Below are 24,909 nucleotides of genomic sequence, written 5' to 3'. Positions count from 1 at the left end.
GATGAGTGAACAAAAAACAGAAAAAGCGGTTGTATTACTGTTCGCCGGACAGGGGAACCCGGCCATCGGCATGGGGGCTGACTTATGGGATCTCAGTGCGGCAACCAAACATATTTGGGATTGTGCCAGCGATGTTTCGGGGATTGATATTCGGCGCCTCTGCCTGAAAGGCCCGATGAACCGGTTGATTCAGACGACAGTGCAGCAACTGGCGGTGACGGCCATTAATGTCACGCTTTATACCCTCTGCCAGCAAAAAATGGATCCCTGTGCGATTGTCGGTTCCTGCGGGCACAGCGTCGGCGAATATAGCGCCCTCTATGCCGCAGGTGCGCTCTCTCTGGAGAAGCTGTTCGAGGCGATCCATTTTCGCGCAAAGGTTATGCATGAGATCAGCCGTCTGCACAAAGGCGAGATGGCGGCGGTGAAAGGTATTGATGCTCTGCGCCTGCGCGAACTGATCGACCATGCCGGGTTACTTGTTGATATTAGCTGCGATAACAGCCCTAAGCAGCAGGTCATTGGCGGGGCGAGCGCGCCGCTACGTGATTTTTCTCGTCTGTTGCTGGCGAAGGGATTAGAACCGGTCAAACTCGGCGTTAGCGGCGCGTGGCATACGCGTTTGATGACCGAGGGAGTTGCCTTAATGCGGGACTATCTTGCCGGAGTGGACGTTACGCCACCGCGCCATGCTGTGGTCATGAATGTTTCCGGCAAGGCGGAGTATGATCCTGAGCAGATCAAAGAAAATCTCGCGCGCCATTTGACTCACACCGTTAAATGGCGTGACTCAATCGATGGGTGGCTTATTCATCAGCCGGACGTGCAGTTTGTCGAGATCAGCAATAAAGCCTACCTTGCACCGATGCTCACTGACTTTATCGGGTTTACGCCCGCGATGTCCCGGCACTGCAAAACGCTTTTATCAGCGTGAGGGCACCATCGTGATACCTGATTACCTGACTTTTATCCGCCACCAGGACAGAAAAATCCTGCTGCTGCTCTGCGTCATTATCTATTTGCTGCTGGGGCTATATTGGAAAAACGCGGCGTTTAACCTGACATCACAGGATGCAATGATCACCAGCGCGATCCTCGCGCTGGTGATGTTTCATTTTATCTGGGAGCTAAAAGCCTACTGGGCGTATAAATGTGTGATTAAAAATATCGATCTCTCATTCTTTATTGGCAAAAAAGCGGGTCGACTGGAAAGGGCGCTGTCGCGACCGGCAATCGCCAGCCTGCTGAGCGGAACGCTCTTTTGGCTTATCACCCAGGCGGCGCTGTTATTTTTTACACCACAGCGGGTGCTGCCATTTCTGGCTGCGCTATCGCCGCTCTTTCTTTTTGGTGTGTTTCGTTGTATCAGAAGCAGTTACATCAAGCTGATCGGCCAGGAGGCGAATGAAACAGTGCGGTTTAAGCATCTTTACCGTTATGTTGCCCGCTACCTGTTGATCAGCCTCGGCGTAAGCCTGTTAACCATTGTGCCGCTTAAAAACCAGCCTGAGTTCTCCCTCGAACAGGGGCTGTTCTTCGCGCCGCTGATGGTCGCGATGCTGCTGCTCTGCGCAATTGTGCTGGCGATGAATCTGCTTTTTGTCCGGTTATCGCGGCGCTATATCTTTCTTGGGCGCCTCTTTATGCGTGAAATTGATTTCTACTTCGCCAGCTCGCTGCCCCGGTTCATTAATACCGGTACGCCTTTCTGGCTGCGGCTTTTGAGTTTACTGGTAATTGAAGCGCTCTGGATCGCCGTGATCAGCTTATTACTTGATTTTTCGGGCGTGGCAATTTTCTTCGAAGCCTATTTTCTGCTGTGTCTGCTGCCGTGCCTCGCGTTTAGCTTCCTGCATATTTACAGGCTATGGCATAACGATTTTTTGATGGCGTGTGATATGTGTTTTCGCTGGGATGAGATAAACAAACAGTCGCAGCTCTGGTAGTAGATGTCCGTCTGGAGTGGTTATACGCTGCAGACGGACATTCCCCGTTTAAGGAGAGAGAGTAGGGGATGACAGGTGGGTATGCTCCAGCAAATTATCTTTGATTAGCAGGAGATCGCTGATCTTTTTCCCGCCCATCTTTTTGCATGCTTTATTTCGATAGGCATAAACCCGCTTCGGTGAAATAGAGAGGAGCTTGGCAATAAGATGGATATTTTTCCCCTTCAGCGATTCATTTAACACAATCCTTTCAATATCGCTGAGGACGTTTTCTTTATGCGTGGCCTCTTTCCTGAGCCTGGCGAGTTTTTTAATCGCGTGGCTAATCTCATTTAGCGAGTCCTGGGCTTTAAGCACAATATCTGCTTCGTCGATCAAAATATTTCGCGTTGTGCCGGAAATAACGAGAAGCTTGCATACTTTATTGAGCGGGGAGATAGCTTTAGCGTAAGCCATATTCTTTTTATCGAGATGGAGAATAACAACGTCGTCCAGAGTTAGTTCGGTGAGTAATTGCGGGTTGAACTGTTGCGCTTCAATTGTCCAGCCTCTTGCATTAGCCAATGAAATCATTCCGTTCTGAAAATATACATCATCGCTTATTGTATAGATCTTCATATGATTAATTACCATATAGAATAATGCCTGGGAGAGTGTTTCGGATTGTAAATTGCTCTTGCGCGAACCCGTAATTAAATAGTCTTAAATAAGATCTTAACGCTCAGGCCACATTATTATTGCTGGTTGTGATAGCAGTTGTACGGGCTATACTCTATTTCGGTACGTTTCTACTATTACCTTCTCACATGGTTAAAATGAATTCTAACGTGCTGTTTTACCATGTGATTTATAAATCGTGAGCGAGGATCGCCCGGACGCTAACCGAAGGAATATTTGGGCGGTGCCTCGATTATTTTGGCCCTGTCGATCTGCGTCGATAGACGTTTGTTTGCAACATCCTGAACGTAAGATGTGTTAACTACCGTAAGGGTCTGAATGATGGAAACTTATCTTAAATCGATGAAGGGTGAATGGCTTACCCTATTAGAAAAGACCGATCACAGCATTCGCCGTCTCACCGCTGAGGTGGCTCATACCCACGCTCACGACCTTAGTGAAACCTTCTACCGCATCGTATTAACCGATCCCCATGCTCGTGAATTTCTCTCTAATGCCCAGGTTGAAATACATCTTAAATCCGCGCTGGAGCGCTGGATAAAGGAAGTTTTAGCCTGCACGCCGGATGATATCGAGCGCCTGATTCAGCAGCAGCACACGGTTGCCGAAGTGCATGCGCGCATCGGTATCTCCGTCGAACTGGTCGAGATGGGCTTTCGCGTACTGAAGAAGCTCTTCTATCCGGTGATTATTGAAAGTGAGTTCAGCGCAGAAGAGAAATTGCAGGTTTACCACCATGCGATCAACAGCATCGACCTTGCAATGGAAGTGATGTCGCGTGCCTTCTCGTTCAGTGAGCATAACTCAGCCAAAGAGGATGAAAATTATCGTATCTTCTCGCTAATGGAGAATGCAGAAGAGGAGAAAGAGCGGCAAACCGCAGCGCTTCTCAGCTGGGAAATCGACCTGATATATAAAATCATTATGGACGCTGATTTAGGCAATACGCTGACCGTCAGCCAGTCCGATTTTGGTTTGTGGTTTAACCACAAAGGACGCCACTATTTTAGTGGGATCGCGGAGGTTGGTCATATCTCCCGTCTGCTGCAAGAGCTTGATGAAATATTTCGTTCTACCCGCGCCACACCCCGCGCATTAAGCAATCGCGCGCTGCGCGTCGGCTTTCTTATTTCCGTAAGAAAAAATGTGGTGCAGATAATCACATTGCTGCGGGAGCTATTTGAAGAGGTTTCCCGCCACGAAGTGGGCATGGATGTTTTAACGAAGTTACTCAACCGTCGCTTTATGCCGACCATTTTCAAACGTGAAATATCCCATGCGCAAAGGGCCTCAACGCCGCTGTCAGTGTTAATTATTGATGTCGACAAATTTAAGCAAATAAACGATAGCTGGGGACATCCCATGGGGGATGAGATCCTGCGTAAAGTCTCAAATGCTTTTTATGACAACGTGCGCAGCAGTGATTATGTCTTTCGTTACGGCGGCGATGAATTTGTCATCCTGTTAACTGAAGCGACGGAGTTTGACACGCATCGAATTGGCGAACGTATCCGCTCTCGCGTTGAAAAGACCATCATTAAAACGCCTGAAGGTGAGCGGGTACCGATTTCTCTCTCTATCGGTGCCGCCATGTTTGATGGTCACCCCGACTACGAGCGCTTTATTCAGCGCGCTGATGAAGCGCTCTATATTGCGAAAGCGCGCGGCCGCAACTGTGTCCATATCTGGCAAGCCGCAGAGTAATCACACCGGAGGAAAGAGCGCGAAGGAGGCTCGCATCTCATTTGCCTCTTCCCGCGGGCTGCGGCCAAACAGGCGGCGAAACTCGCGGTTAAACTGTGAAGGGCTCTCATAGCCAACGTGAAAAGCGGCACCCGCAGCGGTTGCGTTATCGCGAATCATCAATAAGCGTGCCTGGTTAAGCCGCACAGACTTGATGTACTGCAGCGGTGAGGTGCTGGTGACGGATTTAAAGTGTTTATGAAACGCAGGCACGCTAAGACCGGCATCCTTCGCCAGCGTCGGAATATGTAGCGGCTCGGTAAAGTGTGTATGGATACGCTGCAACACTTTAGCAATCGCTGCAAATTGCCCCTGATTAACCAGCGCCGCACGCAGCGCATCGCCACGTTCGCCCATTAGCACCCGGTAATATAACTCCCGCACTAACTGCGGCCCCAGCACCTGCGCCTCCTGCTTTGACGAGAGCGCTTTCAGTAATCGCAATGCTGTATCGGCAAGATCGGCTTCGAGCGGCGTGGACATAATGCCTTCCGGCGCCGCCTCTGCGCGACCCGGCGGCAGATCCAGCGACAGCATCAGTTCAGAGAGCACCGTCATATCGAGATCCACCGTCAGCGCCAGTAGCGGCTTCTCAGGGCTGGCGTCCGTTTCCGTCGAGAAGGGGAGCGGCACCGATAACACCAGATAGTGCTGTTTATCGTAGTAATAAACGCGATTCGCCAGATAACCCCGCTTCTGCCCCTGGCAGACGATAACAATAGAGGGTTTGTAAACCACCGGCGTGCGCGCCAGCGGGCGGTCTGAGCGCATAAAACAAACGCTCTCCAGCGCCGAGCGTGTAGAGCCTTCGTGGGGTGCAAGCGCCCGCAGTAACGCGACCATCTCCTCCATTATTACTCCTCGTATCTATTGATATTTGAGCAACCATTCTGCCGATTCACGCGCAACAAGTGAACAATGCGAAGAGAAACAGGCAATCATGGGATAAGAATGCGCCTGTTTTGTGAGTCGCGCGCTGGTTAACCTGCTTGCGTCACTTAATACGGGAGAAGAGAGATGAGTAATCGCAAAATTATTCTGCTCACTGGCGCAAGCAGTGGGATCGGTGAAGCCACCGCACGTCGCCTGGTGCAGGCGGGTCATCATCTGGTCATTGGCGCGCGCCGCATTGAGCGTTTGCAGGCTCTGCGTGATGAACTGGGTAACATAGACTGTTTAGCCATTGACGTAACTCAGGCGGAGGATCTGGCGAAGATGGCGCAATTCGCGCTGCAGCAGCATGGCCGCATCGATGTTCTGATCAATAACGCTGGTGTCATGCCGCTCTCTCCGCTGGCGGCGTTGAAAATGGAGGAGTGGCGTCAGACTATCGACGTCAACGTTCACGGCGTGCTTAACGGCATTGCGGCAGTGCTGCCGACCATGCAGCAGCAGCGGGCAGGGCAGATCATCAACGTTGCCTCTATTGGCGCGCATGCGGTCTTTCCGCTCTCCGCCGTGTATTGCGCCAGCAAGTTTGCCGTTCGCGCGATCTCCGACGGGCTGCGCCAGGAGAGCGACTATATTCGCGTCACGGTAGTCAGCCCGGGTGTGGTCGCCTCTGAACTGGCCGATCACATTACCGATGCCAGTGCGAAAGCGTCGATGGAGGGTTTTCGCCGTATCGCATTACCCGCAGAGGCGATTGCCGATGCCATCGCGTGGTCGATTGAGCAGCCGGACAGCGTCGACGTCAGCGAGATCATTGTGCGTCATACGCAAAGCCCTTACTGAGTTTCGCATCATTACAAGGAGCCGCTCGCGGCTCCTTTTTTTGTGATCCAGGGCGGCTGACGTGATTAAAGCGGGATTATCTGCGTCCACTCGCTGTGCGGTTGTGTCACACTTGCCTCATCGGGTTGAGATACAAGGACAAAGGATGAAACGTTTATTCTGGTCAGCCGCCATCGCCGCGGCCCTGGCATTACCCAGCGCGATGGCGCAACAAACGACACCGGAGGGCTACAGCCTGCAACAGGTGGTGATTGTCAGCCGCCACGGTATTCGCGCGCCGCTGACAAACAACGGCAGTGCGCTGGCGCAGGCCACCGCCAAACCGTGGCCAACCTGGAAAGTGGCGGGCGGGGAGCTGACGGATCGTGGTGCGCTGGTGGAGATCTTTTTTGCTCATCAGATGCGTAAGTGGATGACCCACGAAAAAGTGCTCTCTACCGAACAGTGCCCGACAAAGAAACAGTTTTTCGTCTGGGCAAACAGCCTGCCGCGCACCCATGACACCGCGCAATTCTTCGTCAGTAACACCTTTATTGCCTGCGATGTGCCGATCTTCCATCAGCGCAAAATGGGCGAAATGGATCTGCTGTTTAATCCGGTTATCACCGAGGACAACGAGGCGTTTCGCCAGCAAGCCGTTGCGGCGATGGAGGCCAGCCGCCAGCGTGTCGATCTGACTGAGAGCTATAAACTGCTGGAGCAGATCGTTGATTATTCAGCCTCCCCGGCTTGCAAAGCGCAAAGCGGCAAACCCTGTACCCTGAGTGATGAAAAGGATTCCTTCCGTGCCGATTATCGGCTGGAGCCCTCCCTTAGCGGGCCATTAAAAACGGCAAATGCGCTGGTGGATGCCTTTACCCTGCAATATTACGAAGGCTTCCCGCAGGATGAAGTTGCCTTTGGCGGGATAAAAAGTGACAAGCAGTGGCAACTGCTGGAGAAGCTGAAAAATAGCTATCAGTCCATTCTCTTTACCACGCCAGAGGTGGCGCGCAATGTGGCCAAACCGCTGCTTGATTACCTCGACCAACAGCTGGTGGAGAAGCCCGCCGCTGCACCGAAAGTAACGCTGCTGGTTGGTCACGACTCCAATATCGCCTCGCTGCTGGTGGCGCTGGATACCAAGCCGTGGCAACTACCCGGTCAGTTTGAGCAGACCCCCATCAGCGGAAAAGTGGTCTTCCAGCGCTGGCATGACAATAAGAGCAACCGCGATCTGATGAAGATTGAGTATCTCTACTTCACCGCCGAGCAGATGCGTAATGTGGCAAAAATGGGGTTTGATTCGCCGGTGCAACGTTACACGCTGGAGTTAACGGGCTGCCCGACCGACAGTAACGGATTCTGTCCGATGGAAAAATTCAGTGAAGTGATGCGTAAAGTCGCGAAGTAAAAAGCAGATACGCTCCCCCAACAATGGGGGAGCCGAAGCGCTACACGTTCTGGCGCTCAATGGTCTGTTCACCCCAGAAGAGGGAGTCTTTATCGGTCTTTTCAAAGGCGCGCATCAACACTTCATCGCTGCCTTCTTCCCAAATCTTCTCGGCGAGAACCTCGTCGTAATCAGCCAGTTCGAAGATCGCCTCGGCGATTTCTGGCGATGTATTACGCAGACTGGCCCATTCACCTACGCGATGAGCTTTTGCTTCCTGAGTTGGCATAAGCGCCTCCTGTTAAAGTTAGCCGTTCAGTTTGACTGCCAGGCCGGCAATCGTTGTCGCGCCATAAGGCCTGCCGCCGCGAATACGCGAAATATCAGAACGCTGTTTCGCGGCGTAGCCGATGGGAACAATCATCATCCCATGATGAGCAAGCGTAGTTCAGACTGAGGAAATTGTATGTTCCTGACTGCGCCAGTGCCGGTATTGGCTGTTGCTCCTGCTACGTTCATTGCGCAGCGATACGCTGCGTCCCCTATTAAGGGTATGACGTGATGGCGAGAGTGCAAATCGACAGGCGCCATTGCTGATAATTAAGACTATTTCCCCGCGTAAATGCGCAGTTACGTTTTGACACATTTTTTGCGTCATTAATTTCCCCATACATAAGAATTATTTATTGGTTTCGCTTAAGTCATTTCTGCCGCTCGGCCCCGAAGCTGTTGCAAAATGTTAATGGAGAAGCGCTGATGAGTCCCGTTCCACTAAGCTTATTCTCACGCGGCGCAGTTAAAGGGTTAGCTTTAACGTCGTGAGGTGAAAGAGTCCTCTTTTACTGAATGCAGAAAGATGTCTGATATTTCACTAACACCGACTGGAGGTGAAGAGATGGCAAATCATCGTGGTGGTTCAGGTAACTTCGCTGAAGACCGTGAAAGAGCATCAGCAGCAGGTCGCAAAGGCGGCCAGCAGAGCGGGGGGAACTTTAAAAACGATCCTCAGCGCGCCTCAGAAGCAGGTAAAAAAGGGGGCAAAAACAGTCACGGTAGCCGGAGCAACAACGGCAACAGCTAGCGAGACCTGTCGGTAAATTTTACAGGTTACCGAAATGCCCGCCGCCGGGGAGACCCGGCGGTTTTTTTTGGCCTGCGATCACCCATACCATCTTCAATCTTCCACCGGATAAAGCTGCTCAGAGGGTCGAGCCAGACGACGACCTTTGCTATGCTGCAGCCTGGTCAGGGTCATGGAGTGGGTATGGCAAAGGAAATGGGTAAACGTACGCGGGCTGTCAGCGAGAAAAGGCAGGCTATTCTCAGCGCCGCACTGGAGGTTTTCTCCCGTCTCGGCTTTCACGGTGCGCGCGTGGAGCAGGTGGCCGAGCAGGCTGGGGTCTCGAAAACCAATCTCCTCTACTATTTCCCGTCAAAGGAGGCGCTATATATCGCCGTGCTGCGTCAACTGCTCGATGTCTGGCTGGCCCCGCTCCGTGCGTTTCGTTCCGACTTACAGCCGCTTGCGGCGATCAAAGAGTACATTCGCCTGAAGCTGGAGGTCTCGCGCGATCATCCGCAGGCATCCCGTCTTTTCTGCCATGAGATGTTGCAGGGCGCGCCGCTGCTGAAAGCGGAGCTGACCGGCGATTTGAAAACGCTGGTGGAGGAGAAGTCAGCGATTATTGCCGGCTGGATCGCCAGCGGTAAGCTCGCCGCCGTCGATCCACACCATCTGATCTTTATGATCTGGGCCGCCACGCAGCATTACGCTGATTTCGCTACCCAGGTGGAAGCGGTCACTGGCGCGACCCTACAGGATGACGCCTTTTTTCAGCGTACTGTCGACAACGTTCAGCGCATGATTATTGAAGGCATCCGCGTGCGTTAATTGGCGGGCGGGAGCGGGCAGCTCATATCGCCCTCTTCACACTGCAACAGCGAGGCGAGCCACGCTTCGCGTTCACTGGTTTTATCCGCCAGGCACTGGTTCAATACCATCGGTTGGCCGCTGCTGCCTTCGGTGCCGGAGCCCACAAACGCGCAGTCATTGTCGCGTACAGCTATCCAGCTTTTCTCCGCTTTTTTCAACATCTCAGCCTGCTGGGGCGACGAACGCTTCAGCGCCTCCTGATAAGTCTGGTTGAGCTTCTTATCTGCGGCTTCATATTGCGCAGCGGTACATATATTGAGCGCCGTCTGAGTGGAGGCGTCATCGCACTCATCAGCGTAGAGCGGCTGGCTGAGCAGCAACGCGGTCAGCATCAACAAAGATCGTTTCATTCTATTCCCTCCCTGATCACATTCATTCAGCGAATTTATTAACATAGCCCTTATAAAATGTCACTTCGCCATTACCCATCCTGATGAACGGGTTGCTCTATTCGTTTCAGCTCACAAAACTGATATTTTTCTGGTGGAGAAACGGGGCAGGAGCGGGCGCAAAAAAACCTCTTAAAAAGGTATTGGTTAAACAGGTGTTAATTTTTAGTTAAACATTTATCGCTATTTAACAAATCGCACACGCAATCGTGAGTGGATATTTCTTCTTTTAACTTTAATTTAACCAAATGTTATCTTTAAATTAACATTTTTGGGCGTGCATCACATTTATCGCATTTTCGCTGTTTTACCTCTTCCCTTCATTGTTAATCTCTCTCCGCGACTTTCCCTTAAGAAAGGTACAACCATGAAATTCAAACTCGCCCTGATTAGCGCAGCGATGATTTCTGCCAGCATGCTCTCGGGGCAGGCTTTTGCCGCTCAGAAGTATGAGATTGCCGTTGTAGCCAAAGTAACCGGGATCCCGTGGTTTAACCGCATGGAGACCGGCGTCAACGAAGCGGCAAAAAAACTGGATGTTAATGCTTACCAGACCGGGCCTTCCACACCCGATCCGGCGCAGCAGGTGAAAGTGATCGAAGATCTAATCGCGAAAAACGTTAACGCCATTATCGTGGTGCCAAACGACGCGAAGGTGCTGGAGCCGGTGCTGAAAAAAGCGCGCGACAAAGGCATTGTAGTACTGACTCATGAATCCCCGGACCAGCAGATCGGGCAGTGGGATATTGAAACCATCGACAGCGAAAAATATGCGCAGGCTAACGTCGATGAGCTGGCAAAAGATATGGGCGGTAAGGGCGGTTACGCCATTTACGTCGGCTCGCTGACCGTGCCGCTGCACAACGCCTGGGCTGATTACGCCATCAAATACCAGAAAGAGAAGTACCCGGATATGTTTGAAGTCACCTCGCGTTTGCCGGTGGCAGAGAGCATTGATAAATCCTATGCCACCACCCTTGACCTGATGAAAACCTACCCGGATCTGAAAGGGGTAATTGGTTTCGGATCGCTTGGGCCTATTGGCGCAGGGCAGGCCGTTCAGAAGAAACGCGCGAAAGATAAACTGGCGGTTGTTGGCATCGCGATGCCAGCGCAGGCTGCACCTTATCTGATGCGCGGCGACATCAAAAAAGCACTGCTGTGGGACCCGCGTGATGCCGGTTACGCACTGGTGACCGTCGCCGACCAGCTGCTGCAAGGAAAAGAAGTGACGTCCGATCTCTCCATCGAGGGGCTGGGCAAAGCCGATGTTGATATGAATAAGAAAGTGATCCGCTTTAATAAGATCCTCGAAGTGACAAAAGAAAACGCTAAAACACTCGGTTTCTGAGCCTCACAGGCCACACCAGGGAACCGGAACGCCGGCCTTTCAGGCCGGCTCTTCCGCCGCAGATTTCATCCTCGCGTCCTTCACGGGCGCTGGCAGAGGTATTGTCGATGACCGACCCCACCGCATTTATCACTCTTGAGAATATCAGCAAGCAATTCCCGGGCGTGCTGGCGCTGGATAAGGTGAATTTAACCCTCAAAAAAGGCGAAGTTCACTGCCTGGCAGGGCAAAACGGCTGCGGGAAAAGCACCATTATTAAAGTGATTTCCGGCGTCTATCACCCGGAAAAAGGCGGCAGCATTGAGCTGGATGGCAAGCTCTTTCATCAGCTGTCGCCGCAGCTCTCCGCCCATTACGGCATTCAGGTGATCTATCAGGATCTCTCGTTATTCCCCAATTTCAGCGTGGCGGAAAATATCGCCCTCCATCGCTATCTGCCCGGTGGCGACATCTGGGTGCGCCGCGGCGCGATGCGCAAACAGGCGCTGGCCGCGATGGCACGCATTGGCGTGCGCCTCGACCCGGATAAAAAGGTCGAAAAACTCTCCATCGCCGACCGCCAGCTGGTGGCGATCTGCCGCGCGATTGCCGCCGAAGCCCGGCTGGTGATCATGGATGAGCCGACCGCATCGTTAACCCGTCAGGAAGTGAATGGGCTGCTGCGCGTAGTCAATGAACTGAAAGCCGCCGGTATCTGCGTCGTGTTTGTCAGCCACCGCCTCGATGAGGTGATGGAAGTAGCGGATCGCATCAGCGTGATGCGCGACGGCAAGCTGGTCGGCACCTGGCCCGCCAGCGAGCTCGATAGCCACGAACTGGCCTATCTGATGACCGGGCAGCGTTTCCACTACAGCCCGCTGCCGGAAAAACCACCGGTCGACCAGCCACCGATGCTGGAGCTGCGTCACTTAAGCCGTAAAGGAAAATACCGCGATATCAATCTGTCGTTGCGCAGCGGCGAGATCGTCTCGATTGTCGGGCTGCTGGGCTCCGGGCGCACCGAACTCTGCATGAGCCTGTTTGGCATGACCCGGCCTGAAGATGGCGAGATCCGCATCAATGATAAGCCGGTAAAAATGCGCAATAACCACGACGCCATTCGCCACGGCATCGGCTATGTCTCGGAAGATCGCTTAACCCAGGGGCTGATTATGGAGCAGTCGATCTATGACAACACCATTGTCACCGTCTTCGACAAGCTCCACACCCGCAGCGGCTTGCTCGATCACGCCAAAGCCGGGCAGCTGGTAAAGGATCTTATCGGTAACCTGAATATCAAAGTCTCCGACCCGCAGCTGCCGGTGAAAACTCTCTCCGGCGGCAATGCCCAGCGTATTGCTATCGCGAAATGGGTCGCCACGCAGCCGCGGATCCTGATCCTCGACTCGCCAACGGTTGGTGTTGATATTGCTAACAAAGAGGGCATCTATCAGATCGCCCGCCAGCTGGCAGAGCAGGGAATGGCAGTATTGATGATTTGTGATGAAATCCCGGAAGCCTATTACAACAGCCACCGCGTGCTGGTGATGCGCCGGGGTGAACTGGTCGCGGAGTTCAATCCGCACCGCTGTAGCGAAGAGGAGATCGCGGAGGTGGTCAATGCGTAACTCGCTCGCCCGCTTGATTGGGCAACATGAGTTCTGGCTTGGCGTGCTGGTGGTTGCGCTGGCGGTCGGTCTGACGATCCGTACCGATGAGTTTTTCACCCTCGGCAATTTAACGGATGTCGCGACCAGTTATGCGATCCTTGGCATTCTGGCCTGCGGGCTGTTTGTGGTGCTGATCTCTGGCGGTATCGACATCTCCTTCCCGGCGATGACGGCGATTGCGCAATATGCGATGGCCAGTTGGGTGATTGCCCACGGCGGCAACTTTGTGCTCGCACTGGCGTTAGCGATGGCGGTCGGTTTGCTGCTTGGCTTGATTAACGGCTTCCTCGTCTACTGGCTGCGCGTACCGGCCATCATTATCACCATTGCCACCCTGAACCTCTTTTACGGCCTGCTGGTCTACGCCACCAAAGGCACCTGGCTGTATGGCTTCCCGGACTGGTTTATGAACGGCATTAGCTGGTTCACCTTTACCGGCGCGGATGGCTATGACTACGGCCTGACCCTGCCGCTAATCTGCCTTGGCGCGACGATTATTTTTACCGCCGTGCTGATGAACTACACCCGTCTGGGGCGACAGATCTACGCCATGGGCGGCAACCGCGATGCGGCGTCGCGTCTTGGGCTGAACCTGCTGAAGCTGCACTTCTATGTCTACGGCTATATGGGCATTCTGGCGGGCGTTGCGGCGGTGGTGCAGGCGCAGATCACCCAATCGGTGGCACCCAACTCGCTGTTTGGTTATGAGCTGACGGTGCTGGCGGCAGTAGTGCTGGGCGGAACCAGCATGTCCGGCGGGCGCGGCACCTTAATCGGCACGCTGCTGGGGGTGATTCTGCTCGCCTTCCTGCAGAACGGCTTAACGCTGCTTGGCGTCTCCTCTTACTGGCACACGGTCTTTAGCGGCGCGATCATTCTGGTCAGTATCAGCGCCACCGCGTGGCATGAAAAACGCAAACTCGCAAGGGAGCTATAAGATGAAATCCATCGTCCGAATTCTGCCCGGTGATGCCATCATCCGCTTGCAGTGCGTGATTATTGTCGTCGTCGCGCTGATCTTCTCTTTCCTGCTCGGCGGGCGCTTTTTCAGCGTCGCTAACTTCCAGTCCATCGGATCGCAGTTGCCGATCCTCGGCATGCTGGCGCTCGGCATGGGGATAACCATGCTCACTGGCGGTATCAACCTGTCGATCATTGCCGGAGCCAACGCCTGTTCACTGGTGATGGCGGCGGTGATTGTGATGCACCCGGATAATCCGCTCTTTCTGGCATTAGCCCTGTTTGCCGGGCTGCTGACGGCGGTAGCGATTGGCGTGCTGAACGGCACCCTGGTCGCCTGGGTAGGCGTCTCGCCGATCCTCGCTACCCTCGGCACCATGACGCTTATCTCCGGGCTCAATATTCTGCTCTCTAACGGCACGGTGATCTCCGGCTTCCCGGCAGCGATCCAGTACCTCGGTAACGCCACGATTGTTGGTATTCCGGTGGCACTGCTGCTCTTTTTAGTGGTGGCCTTATTGCTGTGGGTGCTGCTGGAGCACACTACGCTCGGGCGCAGCCTCTACCTGGTGGGCTCCAACGAACAGGCAACGCGCTACAGCGGTGTCAACACCGTGCGTGTGCAGATTGCGGTGTATGTCATCTCCGCGCTGCTCGGCTGGGTTGCCGCCATTCTGATGATGGCGAAATTTAACTCCGCGAAAGCGGGGTATGGCGAATCCTATCTTCTGGTAACCATTCTGGCCTCGGTGCTCGGAGGCATTAACCCGGACGGCGGCTTCGGTCGCGTGCTCGGGCTGGTGCTGGCGCTGGTGGTGCTGCAGATGCTGGAAAGTGGCTTTAATTTATTAGGTATCAGCAGCTATCTGACGATGGCGCTCTGGGGCGCAGTGCTGATCCTCTTTATCGCATTACAGAATCGTAAAGCCTGATTTCGGGAGAAAAAAAATGGCGAGCTACTTTATTGGTGTGGATGTAGGGACCGGCAGCGCCCGCGCGGGCATCTTTGACCTGACGGGCCGCATGGTCAGCCAGGCCAGCAGGAGCATTGAGATCTATCGCCCGCAGGCCGATTTCGTCGAGCAATCCTCCGACAACATCTGGCAGGCGGTGTGTAACGCCGTGCGCGATGCCATCAATCAGGCAGATATCAACCCGATTCAGGTCAAAGGGCTGGGCTTCGACGCCACCTGTTCGCTGGTAGTGCTGGATAAACAGGGCAACCCGCTGACCATCAGCCCCTCCGGGCGCAGCGAGCAGAACATTATCGTGTGGATGGATCACCGCGCCATTGCGCAGGCGGATCGCATTAACGCCACCCATCACCGGGTGCTGGATTATGTTGGCGGCATTATCTCCCCGGAGATGCAGACGCCAAAACTGCTGTGGCTGAAACAGCACATGCCGAACACCTGGGCGAACGCGGGTTTCTTCTTCGATCTCCCCGATTTTCTGACCTGGCGCGCCACTGGCGATGACACCCGTTCGCTCTGCTCGACGGTGTGTAAATGGACCTATATGGGCCATGAAGATAAGTGGGATACCAGTTACTTCCGCCAGATTGGCCTTGAAGATCTGCTCGAGCACGACGCAGAGAAAATTGGCCGCTACGTGAAAACGATGGGCGAACCGCTTGGGCGCGGGCTGTCGCAGCGCGCTGCTACCGAGATGGGGCTGATGCCGGGCACGGCGGTAAGCGTTTCGATTATCGACGCTCACGCCGGTACGCTGGGCACGCTTGGTGCCAGCGGTCCGTCGGGTGAGATGGCGGATTTTGACCGCCGCGTTGCGCTGATTGGCGGCACCTCCACCGGGCATATGGCGATTTCACCGCAGGCGCGCTTTATCGGCGGCGTCTGGGGGCCTTACTACTCGGCGGTGTTGCCGGGCTACTGGCTGAACGAGGGTGGGCAGTCGGCAACCGGGGCGCTGATCGACCACGTCATTCAGTCTCACCCCTGTTACGACACGCTGCTCGCGCAGGCTAAAACCCAGGGGCAGACCATTTATGAAGTGCTCAATGCGCTGCTGCGTAAAATGGCCGGCGAGCCGGAGAATATCGCCTTTCTGACCCGCGATATTCATATCCTGCCGTACTTCCACGGCAACCGCTCGCCGCGCGCTAACCCGACGCTGACCGGCGTGATTAGCGGACTGAAACTGTCGCGCACGCCGGAAGATATGGCGCTGCACTACCTGGCGACTATTCAGGCTATCGCCCTCGGTACGCGCCATATTATCGAAACCATGAATCAAAGCGGTTACAGCATTGATACGGTAATGGCGAGCGGCGGCGGTACCAAAAACCCGATCTTTGTGCAGGAGCACGCCAATGCCACCGGCTGCGCGATGTTGCTGCCGGAGGAGAGCGAAGCGATGCTGCTCGGCGGGGCGATGATGGGCACCATTGCGGCTGGTGTGTTTGACAGCTTCCCGGAAGCGATGTCGGCGATGAGCCGCATTGGTAAAACCGTGACGCCGCAGACCAACCGCATCAAGCTCTATTACGACCGCAAATACACCGTCTTCCATGAGATGTACGCGGATCATATGAAGTACCGCGCATTGATGCAGGAGGATGCATGAGCGAAAGCTGGCAGCAGGCGTGTGACGCCTGGCGCATCTACAGCGAAGAGATGGCCGCGCTGAGCCGCCATCTTGATCCCGCGACCTGGGCGGCGTTGATGGCTGAACTGCGCGGCTGCAAGGGAAAGATTGTGGTTACCGGTGTGGGCACCTCCGGCATTGCGGCGCGTAAAATCGCCCATATGCTGGCCTGTGTTGAGCGCCCGGCTATCTATCTGAACGCCACCGATGCCGCGCACGGCGATCTCGGTTTTGTCGGGCCAGACGATCTGGTGATTATGCTCTCGCGCGGCGGCAACTCGGAGGAGTTAACGCGGCTGTTGCCGGGCCTGGCGATGAAAGATACGCCGATCCTCTGCGTGACGGAAAACCCCGCCTCGGCGATAGCGCTGGCATCAAGGCTGGTGATCTCCACCGGCGTGAAGCGCGAGATCGATCCGCTCAATATGCTGGCCACCACCTCCATTGTGCTGGTGCTGGCGATTTTTGATGCCGCCTGCGCCTGCCTGATGAGCGAAAGCGGGTACTCGAAAGAGACATTGCTCGCGGTGCACCCCGGCGGTGATGTCGGTTTAACCCTACGAAAAAAAGCGCCGTAAGGCGCTTTTTTATTACAACGATTCTGTCATTCCTGACGCTCTGCCGGATGGCGGCTGACGCCTTATCCGGCCTACAAATGCGGTTGAAATCCACACCGTAGGCCCGATAAGCGCAGCGCCATCGGGCATGTTGCCGGATGGCGGCTGAGGCCTTATCCGGCCTACAAATACGGTTCAAATCCACACCGTAGGCCCGATAAGCGCAGCGCCATCGGGCATTTCACCGATTTAACCAATCGTCATCAGGCTGGCGTTGCCACCGGCTGCTGCGGTGTTGACGCTGAGCGAGCGCTCCAGCCACAGGCGTTCGAGCAGGATATTGGTTTCACCCCGCGCAAAGCCCTGAACGGAGACGATCGCGCCATCGCGTGCTGCAACGCTTTCGCACAGGTGCACCAGCTGATCGGAGTCGCCGTGGAAGATCACCGCGTCAAACGGCTGCGCCATCAGGCTTTCCGCTTTGGCGAATGTGATCCGCTGGCTGACGGTTTCCGGCAGCTGCTTAGCCAGATCGCGATGCAGCGTGTCATCCTGCCACAGCGCCTGGCTTCCGGAGGCCAGCACGGCGGCAAGCTGCACCAGCGCATCCTGCTCATTATCGGCCACGCACAATACGCGAACGCGCGGTGCCAGCGTCCAGCTGTTGCGCTCCCCGGTTGGGCCTGGCAGCAGGCGCTGCGTACCCGCCTGCGCCAGTTCGCTGAACTGCTCGCACACCTTGTGTAACTCCGGTCGCTGCATGGCGGCCCACGCGGTCAGCGCTGCCAGCGGCTGGGTCAGCTCGGTTTTCACCTGTGCATCGAGCGGGCGCTCGGCGTCGTGACGGTTAAGCGTTTTCAGCACCGCATTCTCCGGGCGGCTGCTCAGCAGGCGATAGAGGTAGAGCGGCCCACCGGCTTTTGGCCCGGTGCCCGACAACCCTTCGCCGCCAAACGGCTGCACGCCCACCACGGCGCCGACCATATTGCGGTTCACATAGAGGTTACCCACGTGAGCATTGCCGGTGACCTGAGCGATGGTTTCATCAATACGCGTGTGAACACCCAGCGTCAGACCGTAGCCGGAAGCGTTGATCTGCTCCAGCAACTGATCAAGCTGGTTACGTGAATAACGCACCACGTGCAGCACCGGGCCGAAGATCTCTTTTTTCAGCTCGTCGAAGCTTTCCAGTTCAATCAGCGTTGGCGGCACAAACGTGCCGGTGCGCCACTCGCGGGCATCTTCGCTATTTTCACGCACTGCCTGGTAGACGGTGCGGCCTTTCGCCTGCATCGCCTGAATATGTTTTTCGATATTGGCTTTGGCTTCGGCATCAATCACCGGCCCAATATCGGTGGAGAGGCGTCCCGGATTACCCATCCGGCACTCGGCCATCGCGCCGCGCAGCATGGTCAGCGTATGGTCAGCGATATCCTCCTGCAGGCAGAGCACGCGCAGCGCCGAGCAGCGCTGGCCGGCGCTATCAAACGCCGAGGCGACCACATCAATCACCACCTGTTCCGTCAGCGCCGAGGAGTCGACAATCATCGCGTTCATACCGCCTGTTTCGGCGATAAGCGGCGTCGGGCGACCCTGGGCATCCAGGCGGGTGGCGATGTTGCGTTGCAGGAGCGTGGCGACATCGGTCGAGCCGGTAAACATCACCCCACGCACGCGGGCATCGCCGGTCAGCTTTGCGCCCACCGTCTCACCGCGGCCTGGCAGCAGTTGCAGCACGCCTGCCGGTACGCCCGCTTCAAGCAGGATCTTCACACCCTGAGCGGCTATCAGCGGGGTTTGCTCCGCCGGTTTTGCCAGCACGCTGTTACCGGCCGCCAGCGCGGCGGCAATCTGCCCGGTAAAGATCGCCAGCGGGAAGTTCCACGGGCTGATACAGACCACCGGCCCAAGCGGGCGATGGGTCTCATTATCGAAATCGCTGCTGACCTGGCCTGCGTAGTAGTGCAGGAAATCGACCGCTTCACGCACTTCCGCAATCGCGTTGCTGAAGGTTTTGCCCGCTTCGCGCACCAGAATACCAATCAGCGTTTGCAGGTTGTCTTCCATCAGCACTGCGGCGCGCTGCAGGATGGCACCGCGCTCCTGCGGAGGTGTAGCAAACCAGATCGGCGCATGGTTCACCGCGTTCTCCAGCGCCTGGTTCACCTGCGCTTCACTCGCTTCCACCACGTAACCGACAACATCTTTCGGCTCTGCCGGGTTGATCACCGCAATCGCTTCGCCCTCCATTACCGCCTCTTCGAGCATCGGATGGGCATACCACTTCTGCGCCGCGCTATTAAGCAGGGCAGAGGAGAGGGAGGCCAGACGGTGTTCGTTCGCCAGATCGAGACCAGCCGAGTTGATGCGGCCTTCGCCATAGAGCGCGCGCGGCAGGGCGATTTTCGGATGCGGCAGGCCAACCTGGCCCTCCTGGGCGGCGAGTTTTTCCACTTCCGTGACCGGGTCAGCGACCAGCGCATCGAGCGGCAGGGTGTTATCCGCAATGCGGTTAACAAACGAGGTGTTAGCCCCGTTTTCCAGCAGACGGCGCACCAGGTAGGCCAGCAGGGTTTCATGGGTGCCGACCGGGGCGTAAATACGGCATGGACGGTTAAGCTTGCCATCGGCGACTTTACCGACCACTTGTTCATAAAGCGGTTCACCCATGCCGTGCAGGCACTGGAACTCATACTGGCCCGGATAGTAGTTCTGCCCGGCCAGCTGGTAGATCGCCGCCAGCGTGTGGGCGTTGTGGGTCGCGAACTGCGGATAGATCAGGTTCGGCACCGCCAGCAGTTTTTTCGCGCAGGCAAGATAAGAGACATCGGTGTAGACCTTACGGGTGTAGACCGGGTAGCCCTCAAGGCCTTCCATCTGCGCACGCTTAATTTCGCTATCCCAGTAGGCGCCTTTCACCAGGCGGATCATCAGGCGGCGACGGCTGCGGGTTGCCAGCTCAATCAGGTAATCAATCACAAACGGGCAGCGCTTCTGATAAGCCTGAATTACAAAGCCGATGCCGTTCCAGCCCGCCAGCTCTGGCTCGAAGCAGAGTTTTTCCAGCAGATCGAGGGAGATCTCCAGCCGGTCAGCCTCTTCAGCATCGATATTGATACCGATATCGTACTGACGCGCCAGCAGGGTTAAGGATTTCAGCCGTGGATAGAGTTCGTCCATCACGCGGTCGTACTGCGCGCGGCTGTAGCGCGGGTGCAGTGCTGACAGCTTGATGGAGATGCCCGGCCCTTCATAGATGCCGCGTCCGTTCGAGGCTTTACCAATGGCGTGGATCGCCTGCTGGTAAGAGACCATATAGGCCTGCGCATCGGCGGCGGTCAGCGCCGCTTCGCCGAGCATATCGTAGGAGTAACGGAACCCTTTCTCTTCCAGCTTACGGGCGTTGGCCAGCGCTTCAGCGATGGTCTCGCCGGTAACAAACTGCTCGCCCATCAGCCGCATCGCCATATCGACCCCTTTACGGATCAGCGGCTCGCCGCTCTTACCGATAATGCGGTTCAGCGAACTGGAGAGATTGGCTTCGTTATGGGTAGAGACCAGGCGGCCGGTAAACAGCAGCCCCCAGGTGGCGGCATTCACAAACAGTGAGGCGCTGCGGCCAATATGGGACTGCCAGTTACCGTTACTGATTTTGTCGCGGATCAGCGCATCGCGCGTCGCTTTATCAGGAATACGCAGCAGCGCTTCGGCGAGGCACATCAGCGCTACGCCCTCCTGCGAGGAGAGGGAGAACTCCTGCAACAGGCTCTGCACCATGCCCGCGCGGCCGGTCGCCGTTTTTTGATTACGCAATTTTTCTGCCAGCTGGTACGCCAGCTTATGGGCACTCTCGGCCACCGGCTGCGGCAGACGCGCCTGCTCAAGCAGCATCGGCACGGCATCGGTTTCCGACCAGCGCCAGGCGCTGGTGATCGCGGCGCGGGAGACCGACTGCGGCAGGATCTGCTCGGCAAAGTCGAGGAACGGCTGCGGGCTTTCGTCAATTACCGCGCTGGCCTCCTCTTCCTGCACACTATGCGCCTGGGCGCCAGCAAGCTCAGGTAATCCTTCGCTGCTCTCCAGCTTTTCAAGGAAATTAAAAATCGCTTGTTTAATTAACCAGTGCGGCGTGCGGTCAATAGTCGCTGCGGCAGCTTTAATCCTTTCGCGCGTGGCGTCGTCAAGCTTAACCCCCATGGTGGTGGTGCCCATGCGTTGCTCCTGTTTATATGGTTTTTTGCACATTAGGCTGAAATATCCACCATGTTGCAACTTTGTGCAACCTTGTTAATTGTGAGCTGGCTGGCAAGGTGAGAAATGAATGAATTGTTAATTAACTAAACAGGTAACAGGAACGATGTAATCTGCTGCAAAGCCAGGATTTATGCGGTTGCTAACACTTTTCAAAGGTGCAACCTTTAAAAATGTGATGGAGTGCAACCTATAACAAAATCCTATTCCCGGTGGGATATCTTCGATGTAAATGGTGTGTTAAATCAATTGTGAATAACGGAGGGTTCCGGCAGGATACGGGCGCTTCTAATAATACATACGCACCGTCGCTACGTTCCGGCGATGGATAAAAGCGGCAAATAGACATTTGTCGACGAAGATCCTGGAGACTATTTTGATGGCAATAAGCACACCGATGATGGTGACCTTTCTTATTTATATCTTTGGCATGATCCTGATCGGTTTTATTGCCTGGCGATCAACAAAAAACTTTGATGACTATATTCTCGGCGGTCGAAGCCTTGGGCCATTAGTGACGGCGTTATCGGCCGGTGCCTCTGATATGAGCGGCTGGCTGCTGATGGGGCTGCCGGGAGCAATCTTTATCTCCGGTATCTCTGAAAGCTGGATTGCGATTGGCCTGACCGTCGGTGCCTGGGTCAACTGGAAGCTGGTGGCGGGGCGTCTGCGCGTTCACACCGAAGCGAACAATAACGCCCTGACGCTGCCGGATTACTTCACCGGGCGGTTCGAAGATAACAGCCGTCTGCTACGCATTATCTCGGCGGTGGTAATTCTGGTCTTCTTCACCATCTACTGTGCTTCCGGCATTGTGGCGGGTGCGCGTCTGTTCGAAAGCACCTTCGGCATGAGCTACGAAACGGCGCTGTGGGCCGGTGCGGCGGCAACGATTATTTATACCTTTATCGGCGGTTTCCTTGCGATTAGCTGGACCGACACCGTGCAGGCCAGCCTGATGATCTTCGCCCTGATCCTTACTCCGGTGATTGTGATTATCTCCGTCGGTGGTTTTGGCGATTCGCTGGAAGTGATCAAGCAGAAGAGCATTGAAAACGTCGATATGCTCAAAGGCCTCAACTTTGTCGCCATCGTCTCGCTGATGGGCTGGGGGCTGGGCTACTTCGGTCAGCCGCATATTCTGGCGCGCTTTATGGCGGCCGATTGCCACCACACCATTGTGCATGCACGTCGCATCAGCATGACCTGGATGATCCTCTGCCTTGCGGGCGCGGTAGCGGTCGGTTTCTTCGGCATCGCCTACTTTGATACCAATCCGTCGCTGGCGGGCGCGGTAAACCAGAACGCCGAGCGCGTCTTTATCGAACTGGCGCAGCTGCTGTTTAACCCATGGATTGCCGGGATCCTGCTCTCTGCAATCCTCGCGGCGGTGATGTCGACCCTGAGCTGCCAGCTGCTGGTCTGCTCCAGCGCGATTACGGAAGATTTCTACAAAGCATTCCTGCGTAAAGACGCCAGCCAGAAAGAGCTGGTGTGGGTTGGCCGTGCGATGGTGCTGGTGGTCGCGCTGGTGGCGATTGCGCTGGCGGCAAACCCGGAAAACCGCGTGCTTGGCCTGGTAAGCTATGCGTGGGCCGGGTTCGGTGCGGCGTTTGGCCCGGTGGTGCTGCTCTCGGTGATGTGGTCACGCATGACGCGTAACGGCGCGCTGGCGGGGATGATTATCGGCGCGGTCACCGTTATCGTCTGGAAACACTTCGGCTGGCTGGGCCTGTATGAAATCATCCCTGGCTTCATCTTCGGCAGCCTCGGCATTGTGGTCTTCAGCCTGATCGGTAAAGCGCCGTCTGCCGCCATGCAGCAGCGCTTCGCCGAGGCGGATGCCCACTACCACTCTGCGCCGCCGGTTCGCGCGCAGGCGAAGTAAATATTGCTATTAATAAAACCCGCTGCGGCGGGTTTTTTTGTTGCTAAATCATGAAGATTACGTTGATATCTCCCGACAACTAACCGTGAGGGCAGGGGAATGAAAACAATAAAAGTGGCTATGGCATTGATGGTGGCAGGTCTGCTGGCGGGCTGTAATGCACCGGCGCAAAAGCCGCAACCGATGGCGCAACAGTGCGCACCGGCGGATCGCATGCAGCAAACGACGCTCTATTTCGGCCTTAATCGCCCGGCAGGTAAAGCGATTACCGCCGAGGAGTGGCAGCAGTTTGTCGATGGCGACGTGACGCCGCGTTTTCGTGAGGGGTTAACGGTGTTTGATGCGCGCGGCCAGTGGCTTGGCAACAATGGCAAAGTGGCGCGGGAGCCGAGTAAAGCGCTGATGCTGATCCACGCTGTGGATGCGCAAAGCGATAAAAAGATTGATGAGCTGCGCGGAGTCTATAAATCACGTTTCGCCCAGGAGTCGGTGATGCGCGTCGATCAACCGGTCTGCGTACAGTTCTGACACACTCCCTCTCCCGCAACGGGAGAGGGACATCACACCTTAGAGCACTACCCCGGCAAACGCCGCGGAGAGCAGGCTCACCAGCGTCGCGCCATACACCAGACGCAGGCCGAAACGCGAAACCGCATTACCCTGCTGCTCATTCAGCCCCTTGATGGCACCCGCGACGATGCCGATGGAGGCAAAGTTGGCGAAAGAGACCAGGAAGACCGAAAGAATGCCCAGCCCGCGCGGGCTCATCTGCGCCGCAACCTTTTGCAGTTCAATCATCGCCACAAACTCATTCGCCACCAGCTTGGTTGCCATAATACTGCCAGCCGGGAGCGCATCACTTAGCGGGATGCCGATCAGCCACGCCAGCGGATAGAAGACATAGCCGAGCAACTGCTGGAAGCTGATGCCAAACAGCGCTGAGAAGAGGGCGTTAACGGCACTGATCAGCGCAATAAAGCCAATCAGCATCGCCAGAATAATCATCGCCACTTTAAAACCGGCAAGGATGTATTCACCGAGCATCTCGAAGAAGCTTTGCGATTCATGCAGCTTCTCCAGCTTGATCTCCGCTTCCTCCTGCCCGCGCGACGGGTTGATCACCGACAAAATGATAAAGGTGCTGAACATATTGAGCAGCAGCGCCGCGACCACATATTTCGCATCGAGCATCGTCATATAGGCACCGACAATCGACAGCGATACCGTCGACATTGCCGTCGCCGCCATGGTGAACATCCGGCGCGAAGAGAGATCCGCCAGAATGCCTTTATAAGCAATAAAGTTCTCCGACTGGCCGAGGATCAGCGAACTGACGGCGTTGAAGGACTCCAGCTTACCCATGCCGTTAAGCTTCGAGAGCAGTGTCCCAATCAGGCGAATAAAGATCGGCAGAATACGCCAGTGCTGCAAAATGCCAATCAGCGCCGAGATAAAGACGATAGGGCAGAGGACGCCGAGGAAGATAAACGCCAGCCCTTTTTCGCTCATTCCGCCAAAGACAAATCCGGTCCCTTCGGCGGCGAATTTCAGCAGCACTTCAAAGAAGCCGGAGACATATTTAATCAGCGTTAACCCACTCTGGGCATGTAAAAAGAACCAGGCCAGCGCCAGTTCGATCACAATCAGTTGCAGGATGAAACGAAACGGAATGCGCTTGCGGTCAAAACTGACCAGCCAGGCCAGCGCGAGGATCACCACCAGCGCCAGCAGAAAATGTAAAAAATTGAGCATAGTTGGGTGTAGCCAGGTAAACGAAACGGGCGTTTATTTAGCCACAGGCGTGAGGGACGGTAAACAGAAAGATAATGCTTCGTTAGCTAACTTTTTTCT

Annotated in this window: 21 protein-coding genes and 1 pseudogene; 15 read left to right on the top strand and 7 right to left on the bottom strand. The window is 55.4% G+C overall.

The features are described 5' to 3' along the window. The first annotated feature begins 1 nt into the window (after position 1). Positions 2 to 934, top strand: coding sequence for an ACP S-malonyltransferase (locus tag ABIC80_RS08565; RefSeq protein WP_429176612.1), 933 nt, complete (start codon positions 2 to 4; stop codon positions 932 to 934). Positions 935 to 944: 10 nt separating this feature from the next. Beyond that, positions 945 to 1,946, top strand: a complete 1,002-nt coding sequence (locus tag ABIC80_RS08560; RefSeq protein WP_200579328.1) for a hypothetical protein — start codon at positions 945 to 947, stop codon at positions 1,944 to 1,946. A 48-nt stretch (positions 1,947 to 1,994) separates the two neighbouring features. On the opposite strand, the gene ABIC80_RS08555 is transcribed toward ABIC80_RS08560, so the two are convergent. After that, a complete protein-coding gene (locus ABIC80_RS08555; RefSeq protein WP_200133946.1) occupies positions 1,995 to 2,564 on the bottom strand; it encodes a helix-turn-helix transcriptional regulator in 570 nt (189 codons plus the stop codon). Positions 2,565 to 2,945: 381 nt separating this feature from the next. Between ABIC80_RS08555 and ABIC80_RS08550 the strand changes: the two genes are divergently transcribed. Beyond that, positions 2,946 to 4,328: a diguanylate cyclase gene (locus ABIC80_RS08550; protein ID WP_429177010.1), complete on the top strand. Its 1,383-nt coding sequence runs from the start codon at positions 2,946 to 2,948 to the stop codon at positions 4,326 to 4,328. On the opposite strand, the gene ABIC80_RS08545 is transcribed toward ABIC80_RS08550, so the two are convergent. After that, entirely contained in the window at positions 4,329 to 5,210 is an 882-nt protein-coding gene (locus ABIC80_RS08545) for an AraC family transcriptional regulator (RefSeq protein ID WP_200134050.1), read from the bottom strand. A 174-nt stretch (positions 5,211 to 5,384) separates the two neighbouring features. On the opposite strand from ABIC80_RS08545, the gene ABIC80_RS08540 reads away from it, so the two are divergent. Both ABIC80_RS08540 and agp read left to right on the top strand, forming a co-directional pair. Then, a complete protein-coding gene (locus tag ABIC80_RS08540; protein WP_042713490.1) occupies positions 5,385 to 6,101 on the top strand; it encodes an SDR family oxidoreductase in 717 nt (238 codons plus the stop codon). Between the two features lie 145 nt (positions 6,102 to 6,246). Then, on the top strand, positions 6,247 to 7,494 hold the full coding sequence (gene agp, locus ABIC80_RS08535) for a bifunctional glucose-1-phosphatase/inositol phosphatase (protein ID WP_429176609.1): 1,248 nt from the start codon (positions 6,247 to 6,249) through the stop codon (positions 7,492 to 7,494). A gap of 40 nt (positions 7,495 to 7,534) precedes the next feature. Here agp and ABIC80_RS08530 read toward each other — a convergent pair whose 3' ends face one another. Both ABIC80_RS08530 and ABIC80_RS08525 read right to left on the bottom strand, forming a co-directional pair. Further along, positions 7,535 to 7,762: a YccJ family protein gene (locus ABIC80_RS08530; protein ID WP_023481800.1), complete on the bottom strand. Its 228-nt coding sequence runs from the start codon at positions 7,760 to 7,762 to the stop codon at positions 7,535 to 7,537. A gap of 42 nt (positions 7,763 to 7,804) precedes the next feature. After that, positions 7,805 to 7,968: pseudogene (locus ABIC80_RS08525) on the bottom strand (NAD(P)H:quinone oxidoreductase); the annotation flags it as partial. A 400-nt stretch (positions 7,969 to 8,368) separates the two neighbouring features. Here ABIC80_RS08525 and ABIC80_RS08520 point away from each other — a divergent pair. Continuing rightward, positions 8,369 to 8,554, top strand: coding sequence for a general stress protein (locus tag ABIC80_RS08520; RefSeq protein WP_023481335.1), 186 nt, complete (start codon positions 8,369 to 8,371; stop codon positions 8,552 to 8,554). Between the two features lie 150 nt (positions 8,555 to 8,704). Continuing rightward, positions 8,705 to 9,364 (top strand): HTH-type transcriptional regulator RutR, encoded by a 660-nt coding sequence (gene rutR, locus ABIC80_RS08515; RefSeq protein ID WP_376749232.1) that lies wholly within the window; start codon positions 8,705 to 8,707, stop codon positions 9,362 to 9,364. Here rutR and ABIC80_RS08510 read toward each other — a convergent pair. Then, a complete protein-coding gene (locus ABIC80_RS08510; protein ID WP_429176607.1) occupies positions 9,361 to 9,756 on the bottom strand; it encodes a lysozyme inhibitor LprI family protein in 396 nt (131 codons plus the stop codon). The two genes, rutR and ABIC80_RS08510, sit on opposite strands and share 4 nt — an antisense overlap. A gap of 406 nt (positions 9,757 to 10,162) precedes the next feature. On the opposite strand from ABIC80_RS08510, the gene ABIC80_RS08505 reads away from it, so the two are divergent. The 6 genes from ABIC80_RS08505 to ABIC80_RS08480 all read left to right on the top strand — a co-directional run bounded on the left by ABIC80_RS08505 (position 10,163) and on the right by ABIC80_RS08480 (position 16,940). Beyond that, entirely contained in the window at positions 10,163 to 11,146 is a 984-nt protein-coding gene (locus tag ABIC80_RS08505) for an autoinducer 2 ABC transporter substrate-binding protein (protein ID WP_023481662.1), read from the top strand. 107 nt (positions 11,147 to 11,253) lie between these two features. Further along, positions 11,254 to 12,753, top strand: a complete 1,500-nt coding sequence (locus ABIC80_RS08500; protein ID WP_042713500.1) for a sugar ABC transporter ATP-binding protein — start codon at positions 11,254 to 11,256, stop codon at positions 12,751 to 12,753. Next, positions 12,746 to 13,732, top strand: a complete 987-nt coding sequence (locus ABIC80_RS08495; RefSeq protein WP_023481635.1) for an ABC transporter permease — start codon at positions 12,746 to 12,748, stop codon at positions 13,730 to 13,732. The genes ABIC80_RS08500 and ABIC80_RS08495 overlap by 8 nt, the downstream gene beginning before the upstream one ends. Before the next feature lies 1 nt (position 13,733). After that, on the top strand, positions 13,734 to 14,687 hold the full coding sequence (locus ABIC80_RS08490) for an ABC transporter permease (RefSeq protein ID WP_023481569.1): 954 nt from the start codon (positions 13,734 to 13,736) through the stop codon (positions 14,685 to 14,687). A gap of 16 nt (positions 14,688 to 14,703) precedes the next feature. Beyond that, complete coding sequence (locus ABIC80_RS08485) at positions 14,704 to 16,341, top strand: FGGY-family carbohydrate kinase (RefSeq protein WP_429176605.1); 1,638 nt, start codon at positions 14,704 to 14,706, stop codon at positions 16,339 to 16,341. A 50-nt stretch (positions 16,342 to 16,391) separates the two neighbouring features. Beyond that, positions 16,392 to 16,940, top strand: coding sequence for an SIS domain-containing protein (locus ABIC80_RS08480; RefSeq protein ID WP_429177007.1), 549 nt, complete (start codon positions 16,392 to 16,394; stop codon positions 16,938 to 16,940). Between the two features lie 228 nt (positions 16,941 to 17,168). On the opposite strand, the gene putA is transcribed toward ABIC80_RS08480, so the two are convergent. After that, positions 17,169 to 21,131 (bottom strand): trifunctional transcriptional regulator/proline dehydrogenase/L-glutamate gamma-semialdehyde dehydrogenase, encoded by a 3,963-nt coding sequence (gene putA, locus ABIC80_RS08475; protein WP_429176602.1) that lies wholly within the window; start codon positions 21,129 to 21,131, stop codon positions 17,169 to 17,171. A 418-nt stretch (positions 21,132 to 21,549) separates the two neighbouring features. Here putA and putP point away from each other — a divergent pair, with 418 nt between their 5' ends. Further along, on the top strand, positions 21,550 to 23,058 hold the full coding sequence (gene putP, locus ABIC80_RS08470; protein ID WP_429176599.1) for a sodium/proline symporter PutP: 1,509 nt from the start codon (positions 21,550 to 21,552) through the stop codon (positions 23,056 to 23,058). Between the two features lie 99 nt (positions 23,059 to 23,157). Further along, positions 23,158 to 23,586, top strand: a complete 429-nt coding sequence (locus ABIC80_RS08465) for a DUF3574 domain-containing protein (RefSeq protein WP_042713518.1) — start codon at positions 23,158 to 23,160, stop codon at positions 23,584 to 23,586. A 39-nt stretch (positions 23,587 to 23,625) separates the two neighbouring features. Here the strand turns inward: ABIC80_RS08465 and ABIC80_RS08460 are convergent, their stop codons facing one another. Further along, positions 23,626 to 24,810 carry a NupC/NupG family nucleoside CNT transporter gene (locus ABIC80_RS08460; RefSeq protein ID WP_042713519.1) on the bottom strand — a complete coding sequence of 395 codons (1,185 nt, stop codon included), beginning with the start codon at positions 24,808 to 24,810 and terminating at the stop codon, positions 23,626 to 23,628. Positions 24,811 to 24,909 lie beyond the last annotated feature (99 nt).

It is taken from the genome of Kosakonia sp. 1610 (assembly GCF_050435845.1).
Classification (GTDB): Bacteria; Pseudomonadota; Gammaproteobacteria; order Enterobacterales; family Enterobacteriaceae; genus Kosakonia; species Kosakonia cowanii.
Note: the sequence above shows the minus strand (reverse complement) of the source record. Positions and strands in the feature narration are given on the sequence as shown.